Annotated in this window: 22 protein-coding genes; 13 read left to right on the forward strand and 9 right to left on the reverse strand. The window is 70.5% G+C overall.

Translation table 11 applies throughout. The features are described 5' to 3' along the window. Nucleotides 1–194: 194 nt before the first annotated feature. Complete coding sequence (locus ACZ58N_RS24265) at nucleotides 195–581, forward strand: ASCH domain-containing protein (protein WP_471163501.1); 387 nt, start codon at nucleotides 195–197, stop codon at nucleotides 579–581. A 56-nt stretch (nucleotides 582–637) separates the two neighbouring features. Here the strand turns inward: ACZ58N_RS24265 and ACZ58N_RS24270 are convergent, their stop codons facing one another. After that, on the reverse strand, nucleotides 638–1,543 hold the full coding sequence (locus tag ACZ58N_RS24270) for a CDP-diacylglycerol diphosphatase (RefSeq protein WP_471163504.1): 906 nt from the start codon (nucleotides 1,541–1,543) through the stop codon (nucleotides 638–640). 376 nt (nucleotides 1,544–1,919) lie between these two features. On the opposite strand from ACZ58N_RS24270, the gene ACZ58N_RS24275 reads away from it, so the two are divergent. Beyond that, nucleotides 1,920–2,270, forward strand: a complete 351-nt coding sequence (locus ACZ58N_RS24275; protein WP_471163507.1) for an STAS domain-containing protein — start codon at nucleotides 1,920–1,922, stop codon at nucleotides 2,268–2,270. Nucleotides 2,271–2,508: 238 nt separating this feature from the next. On the opposite strand, the gene ACZ58N_RS24280 is transcribed toward ACZ58N_RS24275, so the two are convergent. After that, nucleotides 2,509–4,107: a sensor histidine kinase gene (locus ACZ58N_RS24280; protein WP_471163509.1), complete on the reverse strand. Its 1,599-nt coding sequence runs from the start codon at nucleotides 4,105–4,107 to the stop codon at nucleotides 2,509–2,511. A 116-nt stretch (nucleotides 4,108–4,223) separates the two neighbouring features. Between ACZ58N_RS24280 and ACZ58N_RS24285 the strand changes: the two genes are divergently transcribed. Next, complete coding sequence (locus ACZ58N_RS24285; protein ID WP_471163511.1) at nucleotides 4,224–5,006, forward strand: response regulator; 783 nt, start codon at nucleotides 4,224–4,226, stop codon at nucleotides 5,004–5,006. A gap of 87 nt (nucleotides 5,007–5,093) precedes the next feature. Here ACZ58N_RS24285 and ACZ58N_RS24290 read toward each other — a convergent pair whose 3' ends face one another. From ACZ58N_RS24290 to ACZ58N_RS24300, 3 genes are all read right to left on the reverse strand, one after another. Then, nucleotides 5,094–5,708: an ATP-binding protein gene (locus ACZ58N_RS24290; RefSeq protein WP_471163514.1), complete on the reverse strand. Its 615-nt coding sequence runs from the start codon at nucleotides 5,706–5,708 to the stop codon at nucleotides 5,094–5,096. Continuing rightward, nucleotides 5,708–6,061, reverse strand: coding sequence for a PRC-barrel domain-containing protein (locus ACZ58N_RS24295; RefSeq protein ID WP_471163517.1), 354 nt, complete (start codon nucleotides 6,059–6,061; stop codon nucleotides 5,708–5,710). Before ACZ58N_RS24295 ends, ACZ58N_RS24290 begins: the two co-directional genes overlap by 1 nt. A 145-nt stretch (nucleotides 6,062–6,206) precedes the next feature. Further along, nucleotides 6,207–6,368, reverse strand: coding sequence for a hydrophobic protein (locus ACZ58N_RS24300; protein WP_471163520.1), 162 nt, complete (start codon nucleotides 6,366–6,368; stop codon nucleotides 6,207–6,209). An 89-nt stretch (nucleotides 6,369–6,457) separates the two neighbouring features. On the opposite strand from ACZ58N_RS24300, the gene ACZ58N_RS24305 reads away from it, so the two are divergent. The 4 genes from ACZ58N_RS24305 to ACZ58N_RS24320 all read left to right on the forward strand — a co-directional run bounded on the left by ACZ58N_RS24305 (nucleotide 6,458) and on the right by ACZ58N_RS24320 (nucleotide 9,702). After that, the gene (locus tag ACZ58N_RS24305) at nucleotides 6,458–6,877 is read left to right on the forward strand and encodes a hypothetical protein (protein ID WP_471163522.1); all 420 of its coding nucleotides are present in this window, start codon (nucleotides 6,458–6,460) and stop codon (nucleotides 6,875–6,877) included. Nucleotides 6,878–7,030: 153 nt separating this feature from the next. After that, on the forward strand, nucleotides 7,031–7,756 hold the full coding sequence (locus ACZ58N_RS24310; protein ID WP_471163525.1) for a hypothetical protein: 726 nt from the start codon (nucleotides 7,031–7,033) through the stop codon (nucleotides 7,754–7,756). A 148-nt stretch (nucleotides 7,757–7,904) separates the two neighbouring features. Beyond that, the gene (locus ACZ58N_RS24315; protein ID WP_471163527.1) at nucleotides 7,905–8,177 is read left to right on the forward strand and encodes a GlsB/YeaQ/YmgE family stress response membrane protein; all 273 of its coding nucleotides are present in this window, start codon (nucleotides 7,905–7,907) and stop codon (nucleotides 8,175–8,177) included. Nucleotides 8,178–8,823: 646 nt separating this feature from the next. Beyond that, on the forward strand, nucleotides 8,824–9,702 hold the full coding sequence (locus ACZ58N_RS24320) for a SigB/SigF/SigG family RNA polymerase sigma factor (protein WP_471163529.1): 879 nt from the start codon (nucleotides 8,824–8,826) through the stop codon (nucleotides 9,700–9,702). Between the two features lie 96 nt (nucleotides 9,703–9,798). Here the strand turns inward: ACZ58N_RS24320 and ACZ58N_RS24325 are convergent, their stop codons facing one another. After that, nucleotides 9,799–10,938, reverse strand: coding sequence for an amidase domain-containing protein (locus ACZ58N_RS24325; RefSeq protein WP_471163532.1), 1,140 nt, complete (start codon nucleotides 10,936–10,938; stop codon nucleotides 9,799–9,801). Nucleotides 10,939–11,371: 433 nt separating this feature from the next. Here ACZ58N_RS24325 and ACZ58N_RS24330 point away from each other — a divergent pair, with 433 nt between their 5' ends. Next, nucleotides 11,372–13,357 (forward strand): transglycosylase domain-containing protein, encoded by a 1,986-nt coding sequence (locus ACZ58N_RS24330; RefSeq protein ID WP_471163534.1) that lies wholly within the window; start codon nucleotides 11,372–11,374, stop codon nucleotides 13,355–13,357. 119 nt (nucleotides 13,358–13,476) lie between these two features. On the opposite strand, the gene ACZ58N_RS24335 is transcribed toward ACZ58N_RS24330, so the two are convergent. Continuing rightward, nucleotides 13,477–14,796, reverse strand: coding sequence for a polysaccharide deacetylase family protein (locus ACZ58N_RS24335; protein ID WP_471163537.1), 1,320 nt, complete (start codon nucleotides 14,794–14,796; stop codon nucleotides 13,477–13,479). Nucleotides 14,797–14,997: 201 nt separating this feature from the next. On the opposite strand from ACZ58N_RS24335, the gene ACZ58N_RS24340 reads away from it, so the two are divergent. The 4 genes from ACZ58N_RS24340 (at nucleotide 14,998) to ACZ58N_RS24355 (ending at nucleotide 18,223) form a co-directional block, all read left to right on the forward strand. Next, nucleotides 14,998–15,585 carry a TetR/AcrR family transcriptional regulator gene (locus tag ACZ58N_RS24340; RefSeq protein ID WP_471163540.1) on the forward strand — a complete coding sequence of 196 codons (588 nt, stop codon included), beginning with the start codon at nucleotides 14,998–15,000 and terminating at the stop codon, nucleotides 15,583–15,585. Continuing rightward, on the forward strand, nucleotides 15,582–15,962 hold the full coding sequence (locus ACZ58N_RS24345) for a hypothetical protein (RefSeq protein WP_471163542.1): 381 nt from the start codon (nucleotides 15,582–15,584) through the stop codon (nucleotides 15,960–15,962). The genes ACZ58N_RS24340 and ACZ58N_RS24345 overlap by 4 nt, the downstream gene beginning before the upstream one ends. A gap of 511 nt (nucleotides 15,963–16,473) precedes the next feature. Next, nucleotides 16,474–17,655, forward strand: coding sequence for a winged helix DNA-binding domain-containing protein (locus tag ACZ58N_RS24350; RefSeq protein ID WP_471163545.1), 1,182 nt, complete (start codon nucleotides 16,474–16,476; stop codon nucleotides 17,653–17,655). Between the two features lie 64 nt (nucleotides 17,656–17,719). After that, nucleotides 17,720–18,223, forward strand: a complete 504-nt coding sequence (locus ACZ58N_RS24355; RefSeq protein WP_471163548.1) for a GNAT family N-acetyltransferase — start codon at nucleotides 17,720–17,722, stop codon at nucleotides 18,221–18,223. A gap of 244 nt (nucleotides 18,224–18,467) precedes the next feature. Here the strand turns inward: ACZ58N_RS24355 and ACZ58N_RS24360 are convergent, their stop codons facing one another. Continuing rightward, nucleotides 18,468–19,598 carry an NADH:flavin oxidoreductase gene (locus ACZ58N_RS24360; RefSeq protein WP_471163551.1) on the reverse strand — a complete coding sequence of 377 codons (1,131 nt, stop codon included), beginning with the start codon at nucleotides 19,596–19,598 and terminating at the stop codon, nucleotides 18,468–18,470. Nucleotides 19,599–19,823: 225 nt separating this feature from the next. Between ACZ58N_RS24360 and ACZ58N_RS24365 the strand changes: the two genes are divergently transcribed. Beyond that, nucleotides 19,824–20,303 carry a MarR family winged helix-turn-helix transcriptional regulator gene (locus tag ACZ58N_RS24365; RefSeq protein WP_471163627.1) on the forward strand — a complete coding sequence of 160 codons (480 nt, stop codon included), beginning with the start codon at nucleotides 19,824–19,826 and terminating at the stop codon, nucleotides 20,301–20,303. A 176-nt stretch (nucleotides 20,304–20,479) separates the two neighbouring features. On the opposite strand, the gene ACZ58N_RS24370 is transcribed toward ACZ58N_RS24365, so the two are convergent. Then, nucleotides 20,480–21,121, reverse strand: coding sequence for a hypothetical protein (locus ACZ58N_RS24370; protein ID WP_471163554.1), 642 nt, complete (start codon nucleotides 21,119–21,121; stop codon nucleotides 20,480–20,482). Nucleotides 21,122–21,170: the final 49 nt, after the last annotated feature.

The raw sequence follows: 21,170 nt of genomic DNA on the forward strand, positions 1-21,170 counted from the left end.
CTCTCCCCACGAGTACGAGGGATCTCCCCGATCCCCGGACCTCCCGATCCCCGGACCTCCCGATGCCCGGCCCGGCCGCGACGCGCCAGCGGGCGGGTCGGCTCCCGGATACGATCCCCGGCGGGGCGCGCGCAGCGGAGCGCGACGTGCGGTGGGCGAGGGGTGACGGGACGATGTGGCCGAGGGTCGACGGGATGCGCGCGCTGGAGCTGGGGACCGTCGGGGAGATGCGCACCCGCCTCAACAACCTGGTGCTCGCCGGTGAGAAGCGGGCGACGACAGGACTGCTTGCCGAGTACCGGGCGGAGAACGAGGAGCTGGAGTTCGTCGGCGAGGCGTTGGCCCTGCTGGACAACGCGGCGGATCAGGTCGCCACGGTCGAGATCACGGCCGTCGAAGTCGTGCCGTTCGGCCGGGTGAGCTGGGCCCACGCCGCCGCCGAGGGCGAGGGCGATGCCTCGCTGGAGGAATGGCGGGCCGGCCACAGCCGGTTCTGGGCCACGGCCGGTACCCCGGTCGAGGAGGACACCCCGCTGGTGTGCCTCTCGTTCCGCCTCGTCGGCACGCCCCCCGCGCTCTGAACGGCCCCCGATCACGCGTTCCGGCACGGGGGAGCGTGATCGGGGACCGACCGTTCCTAGACGTACACCAGCAGGTGGTCGCAGGTGTTCGTCCCGTCGTGGAGCGAGCTGTCGCTGTTGAGGACGTAGAAGGTTCCCGCGAAACCGGTCGGCGTCATCTTCGGCACCACGATCAGGGTCTGGTCGGCCATGGTCAGCCCGAAACGCCGCACCACGTTGTCGTTCAGCAGCGCGAACAGGTTCTGCGTGAGACTCCCGAGACGCAGGACCCGGTAGGTGCGGTCGCCCGAACCCTGCGTTCCCGTCACGGCGGCCTGGTACTGCGGGTCGCCCCAGTGCGACGGCTGGGTGGCGATACGTGCCGACGCCTCAAGGTCCTGCAGACGCCGCTGGGTGCTGTCCCGGACACCGGCCATGTGGATGTGCAGCTGGTTCAGGCGCCGGGCGCCCTGCGAGTTGATCCCCAGCCCGATGTTGGGGTACCGCACGGGCACGTCGCCACCGGCGCGGGCGTTCTCCCAGGCCTCGTGCCAGTAGTTCGCGACGTTGGGCGTCACGAGGAACGGGCACTCGATGCCCGTGATGCGGCAGCTCGGCAGGGTGAGGTAGTTGTGCTGCGTTTCGGGCTTTCCGTGCAGCACCACGTGGTTGGGGGTCGTCTTGAGGCAGGTGGGCCGCTGTCCGCTCGGCGGGATGATCCCCTGCGTGCAGTACTGGACGTCCTGCCACAGCGGATCGTTGTCGGCGGGGCTCCCGCAGAGACCCTGCAGACCGGGCGGAGGGCAAGGGTTCGGGCCGCCGGGCGGGTTCGGCCCCGAGGGGCAGGGCTCGGGGTTGGGCGCCGGACCGGTCGCGGCGGACGCGCCACCGGTACCGGCCAGCAGGGCTCCCGCGCCCAGGGCGCCGGAGAGCGCCACGAATTGGCGCCGGGGCATACCGTTCGTCTCACCGACGGCGTTCATGTGTGGGCTCCCAAGCTCGACGACCGCAACTTCGACGGGCCGGCCGGGCGTGACGACGACGGTCCCGCCCGTTCGAATCCGCGTTGATCCGGTCACAAGCTAGGTCGTGGTCGGCCCGTTTCGCGGCAGGGGAGCGGGGGAGCGCCGGGCATTACTCCGGAAGGCCGTCACGCCCCGCCGCCGGCGGCGGCTGACCCGGCTTCACGGAGACCGACTATGTGGCTGACAAACCCCCGAAAATCTGTCTCGGCCGAAGTAGACATTGGATTGCGGTGCGGTTATGGTTTCTCGCGTGGCCCGGAGAGACCGCACTGCTTCTGGATGGGACGGACCGTTCTCGTCCTGGCGGCGGAGTCGTCCGGTGCGGACCCGGCCGATGAACGATGTGGAGTGCCCGGTGGAGACGCAGGTACGGGTCCTGCCCGACGTGGACGGCGTCCGCGTGATCGTGTGCGCGGGGCAGTTCGACGCCGACACCGTCGGCCCCCTCAGGTCCGCCACCGATCAGGTCGTCGTCGATCCGGACCTGCGACGGATCGTCGTGGACGTTGCGGGGCTGACGTTCGCGGACTCCTCGATGCTCAACCAGCTGGTACGCCTGCTGCGCACCGGCCGCCTCGTGGTGGCGGGCCCGGTTCCCCGGCAACTGGCGCGGCTCCTCGACATCACCGGGGTGGGGCCCGTGATCGCGGTGGCGGACGGCGTGGAGGCTGCGCGGGCCCTCTGACCGCGGGCCGTGCCCGGACATGGCTGCCGATGGGAGCCGCCTCCTCGAACAGAGCCGGGCGTCCTGCTCCATGTCGGCCATATCCGACCGAGGGTGACCTTCGACCAACTGCTCGGCGAACGGCGGGACGTGCCGGAGTACCTGCCGGCGTGCACGGCGGTGCGGTCATCGGTACCCGCCGGAGGTCGTCGGCCGGATGCCTCCGGTGTCCGATCCGCCCGTGGCCGCAAGAGCCGCGTTACGACGACGGCGCGCGGGCCGTTTCGGTCCGCGCGAACGGGTCGGGAACGACGGGCGGTTCCGGTGCCAGCGTGAAGGTGATGCGGGTGCCGTCGCGGTGGTCGGGGTCGACGGAGACGGTGCCCCCGTGGAACTCGACGATCTTCTTGCACATCGCCAGGCCGATGCCGCTGCCCGCGTAGGCGTCCTTGGTGTGCAGCCGCTGGAAGATGACGAACACCTTCTCGGCGTACTCGGGGGCGATGCCGATGCCGTTGTCGGTGACCGAGAACCGCCACAGGGCCCCGTCGCGCACGGCGGACACGTGGATCTCCGGTGGTGTCCCCGGCCGACGGAACTTGATGGCGTTGCCGATCAGGTTCTGCCAGAGCATGCCCATCTGCGTGGGGTCCGCGACCAGTGTGGGGAGCGGGTCGTGGGTGACGACGGCCCCGGCCTCCTCGATGCCGACGCTGAGGGAGGACACCGTCCTGGTGAAGACCGCGTCGAGGTCGAGGCTCTCGTGGCTCTGGTGCACGCGGCCGACCCTGGAGAAACCGAGGAGGTCGTTGATCAGCGTCTGCATGCGGTTCGCCCCGTCGACCGCGTAGTCGATGTACTGGTCGGCCTTCGCGTCCAGTTGTCCGCCGTAGCGGCGTTGCAGGAGCTGCGTGAAGCTGGAGATCTTCCGCAGGGGCTCCTGCAGGTCGTGGGAGGCCACGTACGCGAACTGCTCCAGCTCGGCGTTCGACCGTTTCAGGTCGGCGGCCTGTGCGTCGAGAGCGAGACGGGCCTCCTCGGTGAAGGCGAGCTCCTGGACGAGACGCCGGCGCATGGAGTCGATCTCGTCGCCGAGTCGGCGCAGGTCCGCCGGGCCGGTCGGGGTGATGGGGTGCTCGAAATCGCCGCCGGTGACCTTCCGGGCGTCGGTGCCCAGTTGCTCCAGGGGCGCCGTGATGCCACGTCGCAGCCCCTCGAACACCAGGGCCGCGAGGGCGACCACCACCACCGCGATCGCGCCGAAGATCACGTTGCGCCGTACCATCGCGGCAGCCAGGTCGGCGCGGGCCTTCTCGCGGTCGGCTCGGAGCTGCGCCTGCTGGCCGGACATCGCCGCACGCAGGGCGTCGAAGGAGGATCTGCCCTCCTCGGCGCGCTCGGGGCCGAGGGCCGACGGAGTTCCGGGCGGGGTGGCGGCGATCGGCCGCGCGATCCGTTCCTGCCACTTCTCCACGGCCTCGTCGACGGTCCGAAGGTCGCGCAGGCCCTTCGGGTTGGCGGCCAGGAGCTCGGCGAGTTGGTCGGCGGAGGTCCTCTGATCGCTCAGCCCTTGCTGGTAGGGGGCCAGGAAGTCCGTGCTGCCGGTCGCGCCGTATCCCCGGATGCCGGTCTCCTGGTTCAGCAGCGCCGCTTCCAGCCGGATCGCCACGGTCAGGGCCGGTGACTTCACGTCCACCAACTCCTCGCTGATGGAGGCGGTCCGGCCCAGAACCCAGGCCCCGGTACCGCCGAGCAGGGCGAGGACGGTCAGGGCCGCCGCCACCCCCACGCGCAGCCAACGCCGCGTGGTCCACGCGGACAGCCCCCGGGCACCCGGCGGCCCCTCAACTCCGGTCATTTCCCATGCTCCTCAGCCGTCGCGACCGTCCCGGGATGCGGTGCGGCCTGCACACTGTAGAGGCTTCGTGACAACAGATGTTGTCGAGGGTGGGAGAGGCGGCCTACAGTGCCGGTATGCCGGGTAGAGAATTCTCCTCGCCGACCGCGCCCCAGGCCGCGGCGACGGTGACGCAGGCGGCCGTCGCCGACCTCGCGCATCGCCTTGCCCACCGGTTGACGGGCGACGCGTCACCCCGGGCGGACGATCCCGCCCCGGCCCTGGTCCTGCTGCACGTACTGGATCAGGTACGGCAGACCGCCGAACGGCTCCAGCGTGACGCCGCGGCCGCCGCCGCCCGTGCGGGCGCCGGCTACCCCCAACTCGGAAACGCCTGCGGCATCAGCCGTCAGGGCGCTCGCCGACGATGGCCCGGCCTCTACGACCACGTGCCCGACGGCAATCCTCACCACCTCACGGAGCTTTCGATGATGACCGCGCCCGCCCGCCCCTACGACGTCCTGCTCGTCGAGGACGACATGGCCGATGCCATGCTCATCGAGGAAGCCCTTTCCGAGCGCGGGACACGCAACCTCGTTCAGGTCACCGACGGCGTCGCCGCCCTGGAACACCTGCGCGATCCCGCGAGCACGCGGCCCGACCTGATCGTTCTCGACCTCAACATGCCCCGCATGAACGGGCGTGACCTCCTGCAGATCCTCAAGAACGACGAGGGGTTCCAGACCATCCCCGTCGTCGTCCTCACCACCTCGGCCGCTCCCGAGGACGTTGCCGGCGCCTACAGCAGCCACGCCAACGCGTACGTGACCAAGCCCGTCAACCTCGAAGACTTCGAGCGGGCCGTGCAGAGCATCGACGCCTTCTACCTCGACACGGTCACCCGGCTGCCCCGCCCCTGATACCCGCACACCGATACCGGTCGAAGGGCCGCGGCGGCGCGTCATGCCGTCGTCGCGGCCCGCCGGCGCCGCGACGGGGCGGGTTGCTCAGCGAAGTTTCAGGTACGCGGTGATCCGCTTGCCGTGGGGGTGCTCGGTGACGGTCAGGTCATCGACCAGACTCCGGATCAGTGGCCAGCCGTAACCGCCGATGCGGATTCCGGCCGGCAGGCCGGTCCGGGCGACGGGTGCTTCGCGACTGTGGTCGGCCACGGACACCCGCAGTGCGTCGTCGTGGACGTCGGCGCGGAAGTCGGCGAGGCCGCCGCCGTGCCGGACGGCATTGGTGACGAGTTCGGTGGTCACCATCAGCGCGTCCGTCACGACGTCAGCCTCATACGGCGGTTCGGATTGTCGCAGCAGAGCCGCGACCCGGTCACGGGCATCGGCAGCCGTCGAAGGGAGGGAGGCACCCGGCTCCGCGGGGCCGGTTCCCGTGAAAGGCGCTCGCCCACCCGACTCATCGCTCCCTCGTGACCGTTCCATCTCTCCGCGTCCGCCCGGTGCCGAATCGACCAAGCGATCCTCGCACACCGCCCTTCGCGGGGCCACGGGGAGGGCGCGCCCGCGCCCACGGTGTGACCGTGGGTACGGAACGGGCCGGGGTGGCAACCGTGTGGTCGCCGCCCCGGCCCGTGCGCACGGTTCTCGCAGGACGCCCATCAGGGGGCGTACGGCTTGTCGTAGTAGCCGCCGACCTGGCGGTGGTAGTCCTCGTCTCCGAGGGAGACGTCATGCTCGAAGGCGGGAGCCGCCTCGATCTGCTCCTTCGTCCGGTCGACGTAGATCTTCTGCTCGTCGGTGTCGACGCGGCTGACCATGCCGGCGGGGACGAGCACCTCCTTGCCGAAGATCCAGGGACCGGTGTCGACCACGACGTAGGCGGATCCGATGTCCCCGGAATGCTTGTCGACCTTGCCGAGGGAACCGTCGGTGGCCTCGACCTCGTAACCCGTCAGGTCGGCGCCGGCCAAATGGCCGGAGGCCTCGCGGTGACCCCGCACGTTCTCCGTCATACGAAATACCCCTTGATCGGTTTCGGTGCCCGCCCCGCCCGGACGGCTCCGACGGGCGATCCGCGGAGCGCGACACCTTGAACGACTCGCGTGCCGTGAGGGACCCTCGCCGCCCCGGCGGGTACGGGCCCTGATCGGCGCACGCCTACCAGCGGTACCAGCGGCCGCTGCCGCCCTTGGGACGGGCGACGAATCCGACCAGCCACAGCACCAGTACGGCGATGGCGACCCACCAGAGGATCTTCACCGCGAAACCGGCACCGAAGAGAACGAGGGCGAGCAGAAGGACAAGAAGCAGGGGAATCATGGTTGTTACCTCCGAGGCGCCGTGTGTCCGGAACCCGCCGAACCATGCGCACGGAGTCCACTCGTTTCCCATCCAAGGAGAACCCCATCGTGTTGCGTCGATCCGCTCTCACCCTGTTCACCGCGGCGGGCCTCGCCATGTCCGCGCCCCTCGTCGCGCCGGCCGCCGCCGCGACCCCAACCACGGCAACCGGCTACGCCACCACACCGGTCAACGTTTCCGACGGGGCGGGCAGCTACATCAAGGGCACGCTGACCTGGTACAACCGGTCGGTGACCTTCACCGGGACGCTGAAGTCGGCCGGGTGTCGCCGCGCCTGGTACAGCGTGTTCGACGCCTATGCCAACCCGCTCGGCGCCCGGAGCAGCAGCACGCACTGCAACACGGTGACCTCGGTGCCGGCCACCCTGCCCGCGAACGTCGTCGGTGGTGGCTCGTACGTCGGAGTCTGCCTCGACGACGCGAAGGGCAAGCCGGTGACGGCGTGCGGCGTCTACCCCCGTCCGTGACCGATCCGGGATGACCGCCCCGGGGGAGGACCGTTCGGCTACACGTCCGGCGTTCGACGGTTTCGGAATCTTTCATTCCGGGGACGGTGTCCCAGCATCGCCGTAAGCGTCCTCGCGCCCCGCCGGCGCCTGGCAGGACAGACGAGGGAGACCATGGGTTGGAAACGCAGATCCCGGGCGGGAACGTCGGCCGCACTCGTCGCCGCGGTGGCCCTCGTCCTGGCGGCTCCGCTCCCGGTCGCCGCGGCGCCGAGCACCGGCAACGCGTCGCCCTTCGGCATCGCGGCCGGGGAGCGGAACGTCTTCGGGACACCGACGCCGCCCCCGCCGCGCCTTCCCCGTGACTTCCGCGGCAAGGGAAAGTGGATCGTCCGTGACCTGGACATCACGGTGCCGTTCACGTGGGAGGGGCGGGACGGCAACAGTCAGATGACCGCGGGGGGCCCGCAGTACCCGATCTGGTTCACGAACCTGATCTACCGGGGCACGCTCTACACGCTGACGTACAAATGGCCCGGCCTGACCGAGCACCCCTGCTCCCGCATCCCGGGTTTCGACCTGGAGGCGCTGAACGAGGGATTCGAGAAGGCCAGATTCGTCGGGCCGGAGACCCTGCGGGGCACACCGCACCGGAAGGTGAACCACTGGAGGGTGGGTGTGGTCCTCCCCGACCTGCCGCCCGGGAACTATCCACGACTGCCGCTCGCACTCGGCGACATCTACGTCGACGAGGACAACCGGGGAACGTTCTGGCAGGTGCTCCAGTTCGGCGTGCAGAACCTCTACGATCCCGAGCTCGACGAGTGGCTGGTGATGGACACCTTCGAGCACCGTCCCGGGACCGTGACACTGCCCGAGCGGTGCGAACCGCCCCGGTGACACCCGTACGGCCGCCCCGCCCGGACGCCCACCGCTGCACAGGGCGGGCGAGCGCAAAAAGGATCAAGGAACCGTGGCGTTTGGAATCCGCTCCTCGGTGAAGACGAGCGTTAACACCGGCTTTATTCACCGAGGTAGGAGACACATCATGGGCATTCTCGCCTGGATCCTCATAGGGCTGTTCGCGGGTCTCATCGCCAAGGCCCTCATGCCGGGCAAGGACCCGGGTGGCCTCATCGTCACCGTCCTCATCGGCATCGCGGGTGGCCTGCTCGGCGGCTGGCTCGGAAAGGTCATCTTCGGCGTCGACTCCATCGACGGCTTCTTCGACGTCTCCACGTGGATCGCGGCGATCGTCGGCTCCCTCATCCTGCTCGCCGCCTACCGACTGATCACCGGGAACAAGCGCCGCCACGCCTGAGCGGCACGCTCCGGCTCCGGACCGCAACGGCTCCCCTTCCTCCGGAAGGCGGAGCCGTTCCGTCGTTCCCGGCCGACATCGACCCGCCGGTGCGTGGGTCAACGGCCCGCCACGGGGCGGGTACCGGGGACGGTCGTACGGGTCGGGCGGAGTGCGGTCGGCGGCGCTCGGACCCGGCGCAGTCACGGCCGTCGTACCGGGTTGCGTCGTCCATGTCGGGGACAACGCGGGTTCGCGGTCCCCGATTCCCGCCGGCCGCACCGCGCCCGCGCCTCCCGGACTCGGCCCGCGGCCGGCCGGCTCATCGGACTGCCGTGCGAGTGGAGGACGGGCGTCCCGGTGGGGTCGCCCCACTCCTCGACCGCCAGGGTCCGACCGTCGTCGGTGATCATCTCGCGCATGGCGGCAAAGCCGGCCGCGGCACCGATCGAGGGACAAGGCTTTTCGTTCACCGTGCGCCCTCGCCGACCGCCTCGCCCCGTACCCCCATCTGATGGGGCGTCGATGAACAGCAACACGACTCACGAAACTTGTTTCGCGTATTGCTTGACGGGTGTGGGCGTTGGGCGCGATGCTCTGGGGGCAGCACACAGACAGCGCCGTTCGGGTGACCCGGGCGACGGAGCCGAGTACTTGGGGAGATGAAATGGACACCCTCACCACGCAGTCAGCGGTCGCAGCGACCGAGGCGGTGACGGAAACCCCGCGGCTCCCCGAGCGGCTGCCCCGGATCGTCGAACCCCGGGAGGTCGCCCCCGAGGACGCCAGGGCCCTGTCCAAGGCGTTCTTCGAGCGGCTCCGCACCCTGGACGAGGGAACCCAGGAGCGCCAATACGTCCGGAACACGCTCATCGAGATGAACCTGTCCCTGGTCCAGTTCGCGGCGCGGCGGTTCCGCAACCGGACCGACGGCACGGACATCGAGGACATCATCCAGGTCGGCACCATCGGGCTCATCAAGGCCATCGACCGCTTCGACCCGTCCCTCGGCAACGAGTTCGCGACCCTGGCCCTGCCCTACATCACCGGCGAGATCAAGCGGCACTTCCGCGACACGACCTGGGCCGTCCGCGTCCCGCGACGCCTGCAGGAACTGCGCATCGAGCTGGCGCGCGGCAAGGAGGAACTGCACGCGGTCCTCGACCGTGCGCCGACCGTCCGCGAACTGGGCGAACACCTCGACCTGACCGACGAAGAAGTCATAGAGGGCCTCGTCGCGGCCAACGGCCACTCCAGCCAGCCCCTGGAACAGGAGTCGGACGAGTCCTCCGAGAGGGCCGTGCGACCGTTGGCGGAGATCCTCGGCCATGAGGACCCGGCGATGGAGCTCTTCGAGGACTTCCGCACCCTCGCCCCGCTGTTGGAGGGTCTCGAAGGCCGGGACCGGCTCATCCTGCAGATGCGCTTCGGTCAGGAGATGACCCAGGCGCAGATCGGCGAACGCCTCGGCATCTCCCAGATGCAGATCTCCCGCATCCTCACCCGCACCCTGAACCGGCTCCGGGAAGGCATGCTCGCCGACTGACGGACGCGTACCCGGGCCCGGCGGAACGGGCCCGCCGATTGAACTCGCGCGCCGGCCCCGCCCGTCGAACGACGGACGGGGCCGGCCCGGTACCCGTCAGGTGCGGTACGCGAAGTAGCGCGCGTCCGGGTAGGACGCGAGGATGCTCGCGAGCGACTTCCGGTACGTGTTGGTGGAGTGGTAGGTGAGGTACGGCATGCCGTTGCCGCTGCGGTACGTCACCATCATGGAGTGGTCCTTGGACCCGTCCTTGTTGAAGTCCACCTGGAGCACGTCGCCGACGTCCATCTGGTAGACGTTGGCCAGGTTGGCGGCCCGCTTGTTCGACAGCGTGAACCACGCCCATTCGTTGGCGCCGACCCACGAGTCGCTCTGGCGGCTGCCGTCGTACCACCAGTTGCGGTAGTCGGAGGAGGAGCCCGGGACGGGCTTCCAACCGCCCGCCTTCAGCGCCTGGCTGATGAAGTTGGTGCAGTCACCGCCCGCACCGTTGAACTTGCGGTACTGCGGGTTGTAGTTGCTCCAGTACTTCTCCGCGTACTTCGCCATCGCGTTGTAGTCGTACGCGCCGCCGGTCTTGGCCTTGGGCTTCGCCGGGGCCGGGTACTTGGTGGCGGCGGGCGTGCCGTCCGGGTACTGATTCCCGTCGTCCTTGACCGTGTTCACCTTGGCGGCGACGGGCTCGTTGACGGCCACGGGGCCGTTCTCCTGGGACTTGACCGAGTCGAGTTCCCAGCGGCCGCCCTTCTTGCTGGTGAGCTTGAGCTCGTATCGGGTACGGAAGTCCGTCGTCTCCGGCTCGTCCCCGCGCAGCTTCTTGTACGTGAGCTTGGTGTCCTCGACCACCAGCACGGTCGCCCTGCCGCCCGTGACCGTGGCCCGTTCGACGGTCACACGGGTGTCGGCGCCGCTGTAGGCCTCGCCGAGCTCCGCGAGACGCGTCTTGCGGGACCGCAGCGACGACAGCGCGGTGTCCTCGTCCTTCTTGAACTTGGCCGACAGCCCTGCCTTCGAGGAGCCGGGGGCCGCGCCGCGGCGCCCCTGCTGTTCCTCCACGAGAGCCTCGGAACGGCGTGACAGCACGTCGTCGGCTATGCGGGCGAAGGCGTCGGTGGCGGCGCGGTCGGCCGCCTCGGGCCCGGAACCGGCACTCGCGGAGTAGGCGAGGAAGCTGCCGGACGTCAGGGCCACGGTCAGGGCCGCGATGAAGGCGGGCCTGAACCTCTTCGGTATCACTGTGTATCCCCTTGTCACCCGATCCGCACGAATCGGGGGACCGCATCCTCGCACAACTCGACCACACTTTCGTCACGTTCCGGTCCGGGCCCCATGGGATGACGGGTTCTCGGACGCCGACAGGGCACAAGTGGGTCCCTGGGAGGCAGAAAATCCCTCCGTTTCGTCACCGGCCGTGCTCACGGCAGTACTTCGACGTACACGCACTTCAGTTCGTTGATCGCACAGGATGTGCCTCTAAGGTGTGCGGGAAAGCACAGCAGAGGGGACATTCGGAGTGGGCGGGCAGGTTACGTCGGGAAGAGGGCGATCGCGGGGCAGGCGGGCGGCTCCGAAGACCACCGGCGGGGCCGCGCCGGGGCGCCGTAGGAAAGCCGGTGCGCGCAGGCGCGGCAAAGCCGGTCGAGGTGGCTTCGGCGTCGGCGGTGGTCGCGTGGGCGCGGCCCTCGCCGCCGCGCGCCCCCACCTACGGCGCCTGCGCCCGGCCTATCCGCGCCCCGGCCGGACGGGCTGGCGCCGCTGGGTGCCGTCCTGGCGCCAGTGGCTGGGGGCGTGCCTGTACGGACTCACGGGCATGACCTGCTTCGTCGCGCTCGCCTACGCCGTCACGGACATACCCGACGACCTGAACACCTTTGCGACGCAGCAGGACAACGTCTACTACTGGTCCGACGGTTCCACCATGGCCCGCACCGGCTGGGTGAGCCGCCAGGAGATGCCCCTGGACAAGGTGCCGCCCAAGGTCAGGGGAGCGGTACTCGCGGCGGAGAACGCGAGCTTCTACTCGGACCCGGGGGTATCCCCCTCCGGCGTCCTGCGGGCCGTGGGCGCGGCCGTGACGGGCGGTGAGACCCAGGGCGGGTCCACGATCACGCAGCAGTACGTGAAGAACGCCTACCTGAGCCAGGACCGCACCATGTCGCGCAAGTTCACCGAACTCCTGTTGGCGTTGAAACTGGACAACCAGAAGGACAAGGACCAGATATTCCAGGATTACCTCAACAGCAGCTGGTTCGGGCGCGGCACCTACGGAATCCAGCGCGCGTCCCAGGCGTACTACGGCAAGGACGTTTCGCAACTGAACGCGAGTGAGGGCGCCTTCCTCGCCTCCCTGCTCAAGGGAGCCGGCCTGTACGACCCGTCCATCGGCCCCAAGAACCGTGAGCGCGCCGAGGAGCGGTGGAGGTGGATCCTGGACCGCATGGTCGAGACCGGACACCTGGAGGCGTCCGAGCGCGCCGGATACACGAAGTTCCCGGAGCCCTCGGCCACTTCCCTGGCCGGCATCCCGGGCGCGCAGACCGGCTACCTCGTCGAAATGGCCAAGGCGTACACGGTCAAGTCCGGACACATCGAGGAGTCGGACTTCGACCTCGGCGGCTACCAGATCTACACGACCTTCGACAAGGCGCGCATGGCGGCCCTGACCACGGCCGTCCAGGAGACGCAGAAGGGCTTCGACCCGGAGAAGCGCCCGGACACCGACAAGCACGCGAAGATCGGCGCCGCCAGCGTGGCGCCCGACGGACGCCTGCTCGCCGTCTACGGCGGCCCCGACTACCTGAAGCAGGGCTTCAACGAGTCGAACGCGACGACGATCCCGGTGGGTACGGCGTTCACGCCGATCGTCTACGCAGCCGCCCTCGAAGAGGGAGTGGTACGCACCCGGGGCAAGGCCCGAACGCCCGTTTCCCCCACGACTCCGTACGACGGGAACGACCAGGCGACCGTGCAGACCCCCGAGGGACCGTACTGGGACCGCAGCGGGAAGGTGCTGAAGGGCAGCAACGACGGCGGGCGCAGTTGGGGGCAGGTTCCCCTGCGTCAGGCCGTCGCCGACTCCGTGAACACGCCCATGCTCCAGCTCGGCCTTGACGTCGGCCTGGACCGGGTGGAGGCCTTCGCCCAGCGGTCGGGCCTGCTGGCGTCCAGCCTCGGGCCGCGGATCCCCACGTTCGCCCTCGGGGAGAACTCCAAGCCCAGCGCGATCCGCATGGCGGGCGCCTACCAGACCTTCGCCGCGGGCGGCATGCACACCGATCCCTACTCGGTGCGGTCGGTCACCCGGGGCGGCGCGGCGGTGCCCCTCGACCCCCCGAAGCCCACGCGGGCCGTATCGGCCCCCACCGCGCGGGCTGTGACGGACGCGCTCCGACAGGCGGTGACCGACGGTTCGGCGAAGACGGCGGCCAAGGTGCGGGCCGGCGCGGTGGGCAAGACGGGAACGACGGCGGCCAACACGGCGGGCTGGTTCGTGGCCAGCACCGAGCAGGAGTCCACGGCGGTGGTCGTCTACCGGATGGCGCTGACCGACCTGGCCCCGCTGCCCCTGACGGGGCTGGGCGGCGACGCCCCGGGAACGCCTGCCGGGGAGCGCGCGGTGCGCCTGTGGAGCGACTACGCCAAGGCCGTGAAGTAGCCGCGACGCCGCTCCCGGACCGCCGCGGCCGTTCGTCGCCCGGCGGCCCGGCGGCCCGGCCCGGCGGCCCGGTCACCCGGCGGTCCGGTCGTCAGGCGGTCCGGGAGCGCGGAGCGCGCCTATCGGACGACGTCCTTCCAGTCCGGTGCCTGCGCGGGGTCCAACTGCCGAAGCCGCGCGAGGACCTGCGGGTCCTGGGCGTCGAGCCAGTCCGCGAGCTCGCGGAACGACACGCAGCGCACCCCTTGGCGCGGGCAGACGTCCCTCATCATGTCCTCGACGGCCTTCATGTAGATGCCGCCGTTCCAGTCCTCGAAGTGGTTGCCGATGAACATCGGCGCCCGACTGCCGTTGTAGACGCGGTTGAAGCCGTTCATGTAGGAGCCGCGGACCTGTGCCTGCCACGCGGGGAACTTGGCAGGGTCGCCCTGGGTGCTGTCGCCCGACTGGTTGTAGAGGAAGTTGAAGTCCATGGAGAGGACCTGGACCTCCTTGCCGTGCAGGGGTACGAGCTGCAGCGGGAAGTTCCAGATGTCGTTCTGCTTGGCCGGCCAGAGCTGGAAATCGCCGGAGGAACTGGCGTCGTAGCGCCAGCCGTACGGCTTGATGGCCGTCAGGAGGTTCTTCTGGCCTTCCAGGCAGGGGGCTCGGCCGCCGACGACCTCACGGGTGGGGTCGAAGGGCAGCGGTGCCTCCTTGGCGAACCCGGTGTTGGTCTTCCAGTTCTTGAGGAACGAGTAGGTCTGGTCGATCTCGCTCTTCCACTCCTCGGGGCTCCAGTCGCCGCCGCCCTTGGGCCCGCAGAAGTGGCCGTTGAAGTGGGAACCGATCTCGTTGCCGTCGGTCCACGCGCCCCGGAGCTGGGTCAGGGTGCTCTTGATGTGCGGAACCGTGGGGTAGGAGATCGCGGCCGAACCCTGGCCGTGCTGGGGCGGGTTGTAGAGCGACTTCTTGCTCTCGGGCAGCAGGTAGATGCCCGTCAGGAAGAAGGTCATGTGCGCCTTGCTCTCCTTGGCCACCTGCCTGAAGTGTGAGAACAGGTGGTCCTCGCCCTCCAGGGCGCCGTCCCAGGAGAACACCACGAACTGCGGTGGCTGTTCGCCGGGCTTCAACCGCTCCGGTTTGAGCTGGCCCGGGTTCGGCCCGGTGTACGAGGTGGATCCGTCGCCGAGCACCTTGACCTTGCCGTCCCACTGCTCCGCGGGCTTCTTCCCGGCGTTGTCCCCGCCGGCCGCGCCCCCCTTCGGGGCCAGCTCCGCCTCGGCACCGGTGGAACCGCCCCACCCGAGGGCGTACGCCCCGGCCGCGGCTCCGCCCAGCGCGACCACGGCCGCGGCGATGCCCATGCGACGACGGTTGCGTGCCTTGCGGCGCACCTTGCGGGTGCTCCGCGATGCCCTCCGGGTGCCCGGTTCGCCATCGGTTTCGGTCTCGGCCATAGCCGTCGTCTCCTCCTGATCGCCGCAGCCGGGCCGCGTGGGTGATTCGTATGAATATAGAACGTGTTGACGTCCCGTTCACACGTGGCTCGTCCGTACGCGGCTCGGCGGTTCGCGGCTCGGCCGTGCACGGTCCGTTCCCGCGCAGGGCCGTGCCGATCGGGGTTGTTACCAAACGGGTCGACCCGTAAGATAAATGGTATGACTTCCTTCCCGTCCTCACGCGGACGTCCCCGGGACCCCCGCTCGCACGAGGCGATCGTCAACGCGACCGCGGACCTGCTGATCGAGGTCGGCTACGCCGCGACGTCGATCGGGGCGGTGGCCGCCCGTGCCGGCGTCGGCAAGGACACGGTGTACCGAAGGTGGCGGGGCAAGCCGGAGTTGGTCTTCGAGGCCGTGTTCACGACCACGGACCAAGCCCCGGTTCCGGACACCGGAACGCTGGCCGGTGACCTGACCGAACTGCTGCGGGGCCTGGTGGACGAGTTCCGCGCACCCGCGGCCGCGGCGGCCCTCCCGGGGTTGCTGGCCGACTTCGCCGCCGATCCGGTGTTGAAGGAGCGCATCCGCAGCGAGTTCCTCGCCCCGTCGAAGGAGGGACTGCTGATCGTCTTCGAACGCGCCGAGGCGCGCGGCGAGATCGCGGCCGGCACCCCCGTGGATCTGGTCCTGGACACGATGGCGGGAGCCGTGTTCTTCCACGTCGGTCTGGTCGGGGAGCACCCGGACCCCGGGTTGGCCGTCCGACTGGCCGCCGTCATCGTCCAGGGGATCGAGGTCCGATGAACGGATGGCTCCTCGCCGCGGGCATCACCGCGTTCGGTGTGGCCGTGACGCACGTCGTCGCCGGCCACCGCGACGTGGTGCGCCCGTTGCTGACCTGCGGACTCGCCGATGAACCACAACGCGTCCTGCACGCCGTGTGGCACATGGTGAGTGTCGACCTGCTGCTCTCCGCGGCCGTCCTGGTCCACCTCGCCCTCGCGGGCGGTACGTCGGCGACCGGCCCGCTGGCGTGGTTCGTGGCCGCGCACTTCGTCGCCTACGCGATGGCCTTCCTGGTCGTCACCCTGTCGGTCGGCTGGCCGAAGCCGTTGCTCCGGCTGCCGCAGTGGATGCTGCTCCTGCCGGTCGCGGTGCTGACGGCGGCGGGCACCGCGTAGCGGCAGCCCCGGAGGAACGGCGCGCGGATGCCCGACGCGCGGTCGAGCGTCTCGACCGCCCGGACGGTCAGTGGAGCGCCTCGACCGAGTCCGCCGCCAACGCCGGTTCCTCGACGGCCGCCAAGGCTCGCGGGGACATCATCCGGTGGGGACCCGCCTGGATTTCGGCGCTCCCGCCCGGCACCTCGGGCGCCGTCACCTGTCATAGGGGGAGTCCATGGGGGTCACTCCAAGTGCGGCGCCTCGGGCCGTTCGACGCGGCTTCGAGGAGGGGGCCGACGGCGCCGGACCAGGTCTCTTCCCCGGCAAGCGCCAAGCGCAGCCGTGGCCCACACGTCGATGCCACGGTCGCCCGGTACACCGCCGGGCGCGTCGCCGCGCACACACCGCCGGATCCCAGCATGATGGTCCGCCCCGAACGGCCCCCGAGGCCCGGACGCGACCTCGCGCCCCTCGCGCCCCCACCAGCGAAAGGACGGATGCGGCGGCAGCACGCGGCCGCCCCCACCCGATGAACGAGCGACGACTGAAGATCACCGACGAGCAGCGGCGCGCCCGCCTGACCACCGCCCACCTGCTCACACCGTCCACCCGCGCGGACACGCCCGAGCAGGTCGTGGCGGCGTTGCTCGCCCTGCACGCCACGGACCCCGCCACCGTCCACCTGTCGGTGGCGGCGCGCTCGGTCGATCCGGCCCCGGCACGGCTGGAGCGGGCCCTGTACGAGGAGCGGTCCCTGGTGCGGATGCTGTGCATGCGCCGCACGATGTTCGTCGTCCCCGACCACCTCGCCCCCGTCGTGGACGCGTCGACCGCCCGAGCCGTCGCCGTCCGGGAACGCAGGAACCTCCTCAAGACGCTGGGCGAACAGCACGGGTACGACCAGGCCTGGCTCGCCGCCACCGAACGGTCCGTGCTCGCCGCCCTGTCCGATCTCGGCGAGGCCACCGCGGCCCAGCTCGCCGAAGCCGTGCCCGCCCTCAGGACGCGGCTCTCCGTCGCACCGGGCAAGCCCTACGCGGCCACGCCCCGCATCACCACCCGCGTCCTCGGCGTCATGGCGGCCGAGAGCCGCATCCGGCGCGGCCGTCCGCTGGGCACCTGGGCGTCCTCCCGGTTCCGCTGGACCACGGCTGAACCCCACGCGGAACCGGCCGCCGACGACGCCCGCGTCCAGCTCGCCACCCACTACCTGCGGGCGTTCGGCCCGGCAACCACCGACGACGTCAAGTGGTGGACCGGCTGGAACCTCACCGACACCCGCAAGGCCCTCGCCCGCACCGGCGCCATCGAGATCGACCTGTCCCACGGCCCCGGCCACGCCCTGCCCGACCAACTGGAACCGCCCACCCGGACCGAACCCGCGGCCGCCCTGCTCCCCGCGCTCGACCCCACCCCCATGGGATGGCGCCACCGCGACTGGTACCTCGACCCCTCCCTCGTCCCCGAACTCTTCGACGCCTACGGGAACATCGGCCCCACCGTGTGGTGGGACGGCCGCGTCATCGGGGGCTGGGCCCAACGCCCCGACGGGCACATCGCGACCCACGTCCTGACATCCGACGGACGCACCGGTGAGGCACGGGCCGCCATCACCGCCGAGACCGCCCGCATGGCGGCCTTCCTGGGCGACGTCCGCATCCGTCCCAGTATGCGCACGCCCCTCGAACGCCGCCTCACCACCGAATCCTGAGGTCCGGCCGAAGCATCCCTGATCCGGCGGCGGTCGGGGAGGATCGGTGGGGCAGCATGGGGCCATGACCACGTACGAGACGATGTCGTTCCACCTGGAGACCGAGCGACTGATACTCAGGCCGTGGGCCGAGTCGGACGCGGCGGACTTCTGCGCGCTCCTCTCCGAGCGCGGCAAGGGCACCCCCGAGGTCGAACGCATCCGGACGTCCATCGCCGAACTACTCACCGCGACGGAGACCACGAGGATCGCGCTCCTCCCCATCCAGCGCCGCGCCGAGGGTGACTTCATCGGCTACTGCGGGCTGATCATCGGCCGCACCACCCTGGAAGAGCCCGAAATCGCCTACGAGCTGTTCCAGCACGCGCACGGGCGCGGCTACGCCACCGAGGCGGCCGCCGCGGTGTTGGATGCCGCCATCGCGACCGGGCGCAAGCGGCTCTGGTCGACCGTCGGCACATGGAACGCTCCGTCGCTCCGTGTCCTGGAGAAGCTCGGGTTCGAGCGGGACCGTGTCTCCATGGAGGAGAACGGCGAAGTGGCCTGGCTCACCCGCTCGTTGCCGTGACGAGAGGGCCCGCGCCGGAGTCCACGGCCCGCTCCGGCTCCGTCCTGCGGTTCGTCCGGATCCGCAGGATCGCTCGGCGCAGGCGGTCGTGACGGGGCCCGGGACTTCCTGATCCTGGTCCACGACGTGTGCGCCCTGCGACATCGGCGAACCGATGTCGCAGGGCGCACACCTCCTCCGGCCGGACCCGTGCGGACGGGTTGGTCCGGCCACCGCACCGCGGTTCGTGGAGACCGGCTCGGGGTTACCTGCTGAGGGACCTGAGCGCCGCCGCGTCGTACGGCTGGAGCTCGTCGAAACGGTTGCCGAGGACCTTCGCCGCCCACTGCGGGTCCTGGAGCAGCGCCCGGCCGACGGCGACCATGTCGAACTCGTCGCGTTCCATGCGGTCCAGCAGGTTGTCGATGTCGCCGAGCGCCGCACCCTCGCCGGCGAAGGCGCGGATGAAGTCACCGTCGAGGCCCACCGAGCCGACGGTGATGGTCGGCCGGCCGGTGAGCTTCTTCGTCCAGCCCGCCAGGTTCAGGTCCGAGCCCTCGAACTCCGGGAGCCAGTAGCGCCGGGTGGAGGCGTGGAACGCGTCGACACCGGCCGCCGCCAGCGGGGACAGGATCGCCTCCAACTCCTCCGGGGTCTGCGCGAGCCGGGCGTCGTAGGCCTCCTGCTTCCACTGCGAGTAGCGGAAGATCACCGGGAAGTCGGCCGGGACGCGCTCGCGGACCGCGGCCACGATCTCCGCGGCGAATTTCGTACGGGCCGCCGCGTCGCCGCCGTAGGCATCGGTGCGGCGGTTGGTCCGCTCCCACAGGAACTGGTCGAGCAGGTAGCCGTGGGCGCCGTGGAGCTCGACTCCGTCGAAGCCGATCCGGGCGGCCTCGGCGGCCGCGTCGGCGAACGCCCCGATGACGTCGTCGAGGTCGGCGCGGGTCATCGCCCGGCCCGTTCCCTCGGTGCCGTCGACGCGGATGCCGGACGGGCCGACAGCCGGCGCTTCGGCGTACGGAGCCTCGCCCTGCTTGCGGACCATTCCTATGTGCCACAGCTGCGGCACGATCGTGCCGCCCGCCTCGTGCACGGCCGCGGCGACCTTCGACCATCCGGCCAGCTGCTCCTCGCCGTGGAACCGCGGCACCCGGTCGCTCTGCCCGGCCGAGTCGTGACCGACGTAGGTGCCCTCGGTGACGATCAGGCCCACCCCGGCGGCGGCTCGGCTGGCGTAGTACGCCTGCACGTCCTCACCGGGCACGCCCCCGGGGGAGAACATGCGGGTCATCGGAGCCATCGCGATGCGGTTGGGGACGGTCAGTCCGTTCAGCGTGACCGGCCGGGACAGGATCTCGGCCGCGCGGGAGGCGGTGGTCGTGGTGACGGTCATGCGGGTCCTCCGGGTTGAGGCTGTGGCTCGTCGGGTGACAACGAGAAGTGCATAGTACACATGCTATGTATCATGCATATTGCAGGGTCCGTGGCGGCCGTGGTGTGGTACCACCCGGAAGCCGGGCGGTACCGGGTCCGCCCTTGCCGGGAGCCGCGGGTCCGCGATAATGGAGCGCCGGAAGGAGCAGGAGGCGAAGTGCTGGAGAAACTGGAGCGGGAGCTGATGCTGCTCTCGCGGCACCAGGTGCTTGCCCGGCGCGAGCGCGATCCCGAGCGCCTGGAGCGGTCGGCGTATCTGCTGCTCAGCCGAATCGACACCCAAGGCCCCATGTCCATCGGGCAGTTGGCGGAGGCCTTCGGGCTGGACACGTCGACGGTGAACCGCCAGACGGGCGCACTGCTGCGGTGCGGCCTGGCCGAGCGCGTCGCGGACCCGGACGGCGGCATGGCCCGCAAGCTGCGGATCACGGTCGAGGGCGGCCGTAGGCTCGCCGAGGACCGTGAGGTGAACCGGTCCTGCCTGGCCCGGGTGGTCGCCGGCTGGTCGCCCGAGGAGGTGCGGGAGCTGGAGGACGTCCTGGTCCGGCTCAACCGCAGCGCCGAGGCCATCGAGGGACGGTACTGGCCGCGCGCGGAGGAAGAAGGCGCCCTCCCTTTCTGCCGCCCCCGGGTTCCGGACGAACCTCCGCCCCCCGCGCCCTAGGGTCGCGCTTCGGCGTGTACGGGTCAGCGGGCACGGGTGGCCGTCGAGCGTCACCCGAAGGAAGCGGACCGGCGCGGGGGACAACCGGCGCGGGAGACATCCGGGCGCAACCGCGCGCCAACCTCCCGTGCGTCGGCGGACCGGGTCCTGGCCGGGCCGCCGAACGCCCTGTGCGGTTACTTGGTGGCGCGCAGGTTCCAGGTGGTCAGTTGCCCCTCGATCAGGCCGTAACTGCCCTCGTCGTACTGGGTCGCGGTGACCTTGAGCGCGGCGATCGGGGAGTTCTCCTCGACGAGGCAGACGCTGTCGCCCTCCGCCACGACGACGGCGTTGCGCGACTGGGAGGCAAGGAGGTCCTTGCAACCCTGTGGCGTGGGTTCACCGGGGTTCTCCCACAGGGCGACGGTGCCCTTGACCTCCATCGAACTGGATCCGTTGCGTCCGGCCGCCGGCCGGATGCCGAAGCCGGAGCCCTTGCTCGGTGGCACCTGTGAGAGGTCGATGCCCTCAAGCCCCAGGACCACCTTGCCCGACCACCGGACGGACGGGGCTCCGCCGGCGCCCGTCGCGGTACTCGGGGCGGCGGTGACGGCGGGGCTCTGCGCCGGCTGGTCGCCGACGGCGGACGAAGCCGGCGGCGGTACGGCGGACGGCTGGGGCGATCCGTTGGAAAAGGCGGCGACGGCGGTCGCCACGCCGGCGATGGCGCTCACCACGGCGGCTCCCGCCGCCCAGATCTTGGCTCGGGAGGGGGCCGGGGCCGGGGCCGGCGACGGCGGGTACGGCGGCCAGGCCGGTTGCTGCGGCGGATGCTCCATGCTTGTCCCTTCGGCCTTCCCCGCTCGGCCCCTCGGACCGGCAATCCCC

The sequence above is a fragment of the Streptomyces sp. NPDC040432 genome, from assembly GCF_055595445.1.

Excerpts from the sequence above, each read along its gene's own strand:
- ACZ58N_RS24265 (WP_471163501.1), top strand. The coding sequence starts at position 195 with ATGCGCGCGCTGGAGCTGGGGACCGTCGGGGAGATGCGCACCCGCCTC.
- ACZ58N_RS24270 (WP_471163504.1), bottom strand. The coding sequence starts at position 1,543 with ATGAACGCCGTCGGTGAGACGAACGGTATGCCCCGGCGCCAATTCGTG.
- ACZ58N_RS24275 (WP_471163507.1), top strand. The coding sequence starts at position 1,920 with ATGAACGATGTGGAGTGCCCGGTGGAGACGCAGGTACGGGTCCTGCCC.
- ACZ58N_RS24280 (WP_471163509.1), bottom strand. The coding sequence starts at position 4,107 with ATGACCGGAGTTGAGGGGCCGCCGGGTGCCCGGGGGCTGTCCGCGTGG.
- ACZ58N_RS24285 (WP_471163511.1), top strand. The coding sequence starts at position 4,224 with ATGCCGGGTAGAGAATTCTCCTCGCCGACCGCGCCCCAGGCCGCGGCG.
- ACZ58N_RS24290 (WP_471163514.1), bottom strand. The coding sequence starts at position 5,708 with ATGGGCGTCCTGCGAGAACCGTGCGCACGGGCCGGGGCGGCGACCACA.
- ACZ58N_RS24295 (WP_471163517.1), bottom strand. The coding sequence starts at position 6,061 with ATGACGGAGAACGTGCGGGGTCACCGCGAGGCCTCCGGCCATTTGGCC.
- ACZ58N_RS24300 (WP_471163520.1), bottom strand. The coding sequence starts at position 6,368 with ATGATTCCCCTGCTTCTTGTCCTTCTGCTCGCCCTCGTTCTCTTCGGT.
- ACZ58N_RS24310 (WP_471163525.1), top strand. The coding sequence starts at position 7,031 with ATGGGTTGGAAACGCAGATCCCGGGCGGGAACGTCGGCCGCACTCGTC.
- ACZ58N_RS24315 (WP_471163527.1), top strand. The coding sequence starts at position 7,905 with ATGGGCATTCTCGCCTGGATCCTCATAGGGCTGTTCGCGGGTCTCATC.
- ACZ58N_RS24320 (WP_471163529.1), top strand. The coding sequence starts at position 8,824 with ATGGACACCCTCACCACGCAGTCAGCGGTCGCAGCGACCGAGGCGGTG.
- ACZ58N_RS24335 (WP_471163537.1), bottom strand. The coding sequence starts at position 14,796 with ATGGCCGAGACCGAAACCGATGGCGAACCGGGCACCCGGAGGGCATCG.
- ACZ58N_RS24340 (WP_471163540.1), top strand. The coding sequence starts at position 14,998 with ATGACTTCCTTCCCGTCCTCACGCGGACGTCCCCGGGACCCCCGCTCG.
- ACZ58N_RS24345 (WP_471163542.1), top strand. The coding sequence starts at position 15,582 with ATGAACGGATGGCTCCTCGCCGCGGGCATCACCGCGTTCGGTGTGGCC.
- ACZ58N_RS24350 (WP_471163545.1), top strand. The coding sequence starts at position 16,474 with ATGAACGAGCGACGACTGAAGATCACCGACGAGCAGCGGCGCGCCCGC.
- ACZ58N_RS24355 (WP_471163548.1), top strand. The coding sequence starts at position 17,720 with ATGACCACGTACGAGACGATGTCGTTCCACCTGGAGACCGAGCGACTG.
- ACZ58N_RS24360 (WP_471163551.1), bottom strand. The coding sequence starts at position 19,598 with ATGACCGTCACCACGACCACCGCCTCCCGCGCGGCCGAGATCCTGTCC.
- ACZ58N_RS24365 (WP_471163627.1), top strand. The coding sequence starts at position 19,824 with ATGCTGCTCTCGCGGCACCAGGTGCTTGCCCGGCGCGAGCGCGATCCC.
- ACZ58N_RS24370 (WP_471163554.1), bottom strand. The coding sequence starts at position 21,121 with ATGGAGCATCCGCCGCAGCAACCGGCCTGGCCGCCGTACCCGCCGTCG.